This window comes from Candidatus Parvarchaeota archaeon (assembly GCA_016866895.1).
Classification (GTDB): domain Archaea; phylum Micrarchaeota; class Micrarchaeia; order Anstonellales; family VGKX01; genus VGKX01.
Genome location: VGKX01000153.1, coordinates 1 through 2,827, shown reverse-complemented (window position 1 = coordinate 2,827; position 2,827 = coordinate 1). Strand labels below are relative to the sequence as shown.

Below are 2,827 nucleotides of genomic sequence, written 5' to 3'. Positions count from 1 at the left end.
CAGCCGCAGTTAATGCTCTGGCCGTTTGTCTTGTTCACGCAGTAGTTGGAGGAAAGCTGTGTTTTGAAATTGCATAGGCCTGAGGCGCACTCAGAGCCAGACGAGCAGGCAAACGGCGGCCCATACTGGAAATTCCCAAAAATATCAGTATAGCCAGTCGAAAATTCTGTTGCATATTCTTTTGCCAAATCCTTAGTTATGTTCCTGTAGTATACTGTTTTTGAGCTGGAAAGAGGTCCTGTTTGGTCTGTGAGCTGTGGCCTTTTGGCCCAGCAGCCGTTGCCGTTCCAAGGCGACTGGCATGTGCCATAGCTGTTTGAACAATAGCTGTCATCGTCCTCCCCGCACTTTCGCTGCACCCAGAAATTATTGTCCGTGAACTTATAGTGCCCAAGCGAGTCAAGGAACGGAAGGCGGTCTGCGGTTGACTGCCGACTTGTGCTTGAGCACTCTTCTGAATTGAACTTTGAGCAGTAGTACCTGCATTCTGTCAAAAAGTCGTTTCCGCCATAGTTTGAGAAGTTGTAGAATGAAAGGCCGTTTGAGCTGCAGGTTGCAATGGCAAGGGGACCTGAGCCTGTGACAGAGCAGTCGGCAACCTGATTTTTCATATTCAGGTAATTCATGTACCTGTCCTTTGTGCCTGTGACGACACCGCATTGGGTATCAGTGATTGGAAAGTAGAACTTTGCCTCCTCATAGTCAGAAAAACTTGAGCCGACGCCAAAGCGGAAGGCGTTGAGCCACAGCTTGCCTTTGGAGTTTTTTATCTCCATGTTGGTCTTTGTGTTGAGAGGCTTGAAAGTGCAGGCTGTGTTGAGCAGATTGATTTGCTGCGCCTTTTTCACACTTGAGTCCACCTTGCTTCCATCGTTTGACGAGTCGTTTGCAGCAAACTGGTCCTGCACGCTCATGATTGGCGAAAGCTCGCGCTCAGACAGGCCGCAAAGCATTGCAGTGCACGAGCCGTTTGTGGCGCAGGGGGAGCGCTCCGGCTTTGCGCACACAAGAATTGGCGTGTCGCCACCTGTTGAGTTTTTGCAAAACGGGCCTGTTGAGCAGTCAAGGGACACGCCAGTTGTTGCATTGGAGCAGACGCCACCTGCGGTGCAGACAAGGAACATTTTTGTAGCATTGTTTGGAAGCGTGACTTCGCAGCTGGCCCCGGCAACGCCTGGCGCGCAGCACTGGCTGAAGCTTGTGTTGCTGCAGCCTGAAAGGAAAACCCCTGCAACCACAACAGCTGCAAGCGCAAGCCAGATTTTTTTGTCCATGGATACCCCAAAAATTGACTATATTTTTTTATGTTTTTCATATGGATTGGATGTTTTTTATGTGGCTTAGATTAGTTTTGATGTCATGCGCAATATTTCCCCGGTGTCCCCGCCAAGGATAGGCGCTGCCACCCTAATAAAGATTAATGTTGCCACAAGGGCGACAAACGGGTAGAGGGTAAGGTTTATTGTGACTTTGGTGATTAGGGAGGCTGCATCAGGGCATTTTGGCGCAATCGGGCCTCTGCCCCCTGGAAGCGGAGGTATTGAGAGCACTGCTGCAGAGCCCTTGAAGCCCGGATAACATGCGGGAATCGGGTCCACATAGGAGGTGTCCTCTGTCCTGGTTTTTTTCACAAATGTCGGGTCGTTGATAAGGTAAATGGTCGGGTAGACAAAGTAAAAGCCGATTGCCGTTGCTATCAAAAGGCCGCCAATGCCCCTAAGCGGCGGGAAAACCCGCAGGATGAGCCCTACTGGAAGGAACACTGCAAGCATGTTTTCCGCCAGGTAATCCATCATGGAGCGCTGGCCGTAAAGGTTTGTCAAAAGCGGCACGATTTTATAGCCGATAAGATGCGACTGCTCGACTTCGGAATGCAAAAACCAGTCGCCGCAATAGACCGGGATGCCCTTTATGTTCACGCATGTTGATGCCTGCCGCTCAACCCCAAGGTTGTTTTGATAGGTCTGCTGGTAGCAGTTTTCAAGAAGGTCAATGCTTTCCTCTATCTTGCACGCTGCAAAGGAAATCGGGCCTGCCGAATAGTCAAAAATCGCAAACTCCTGGCCCTTGCAAACTGCGATGCTGTCCTCCCCAACCACATACTGGACTGTATAGTTAAGCGCGCCTTGGAGGATGAAAACAGCCGTTGAGATTAGAACTGCCGATGCCACCACCTGCAACATTTCCGAATTGGCGTAGCGCTTGATGTTCTCCATTGAAAACGCATGGCCAAACATGTAGATTAGGGCAGTTGCAAAAAAGCAGATTGATACTGCAAGCATTGCCGCAAGCTCCCAGCCCCACCCCCCAGTCCTGACTGTTGGCGAAAGCCAGATTGTCGCAAACCTCTCGGTGTCGTTGTAGGCCTCAAGTGCGTGCAGCTGCGGCATGACAAGAATTAATGCAATGAGCGCCAGCACGCCAAATCCGAATTTCCCCTGATACATAATTTACACCTTGCTTTGCACCTTGCAACCCGCATCCAGCAGTAATTTCTGAAGCCTTTCAAGTTCCTTTCGACTTCCTTTCTTTTTTTCAAGTTCCTTTCGACTTCCTTTCTTTTTTTCAAGTTCCTTTCGACTTCCTTTCTTTTTTTCAAGTTCCTTCGCTTTTTCTTTCTTTTATTATTGATTTATTGGTGTTTTCAATTGTTTCTTTTTTCGTTTTTGCTTTTTGGTTTGTGTTTTGCTTGTTTTTCGTTTTTGCTTTTTGGTTTGTGTTTTGCTTGTTTTTCGTTTTTGCTTTTTGGTTTGTGTTTTGCTTGTTTTTCGTTTTTGCTTTTTGGTTTGTGTTTTGCTTGTTTTTCGTTTTTGCTTTTTGGTTTGTG

The 2,827-nt window shown here is 48.1% G+C and carries 2 protein-coding genes; both read right to left on the bottom strand.

Annotation, left to right across the window (positions count from 1 at the left end; all coding sequences use genetic code 11):
- Positions 1 to 1,274, bottom strand: a 1,274-nt coding sequence (locus tag FJZ26_05300) for a hypothetical protein (protein ID MBM3229822.1), incomplete at its 3' end; no start/stop codon positions are given.
- A gap of 66 nt (positions 1,275 to 1,340) precedes the next feature.
- On the bottom strand, positions 1,341 to 2,447 hold the full coding sequence (locus FJZ26_05295; GenBank protein ID MBM3229821.1) for a hypothetical protein: 1,107 nt from the start codon (positions 2,445 to 2,447) through the stop codon (positions 1,341 to 1,343).
- Positions 2,448 to 2,827: the final 380 nt, after the last annotated feature.

Bases quoted from the DNA above. Each gene is read 5' to 3' on its own strand.
- FJZ26_05295 (MBM3229821.1), bottom strand. From the start codon at position 2,447: ATGTATCAGGGGAAATTCGGATTTGGCGTGCTGGCGCTCATTGCATTA.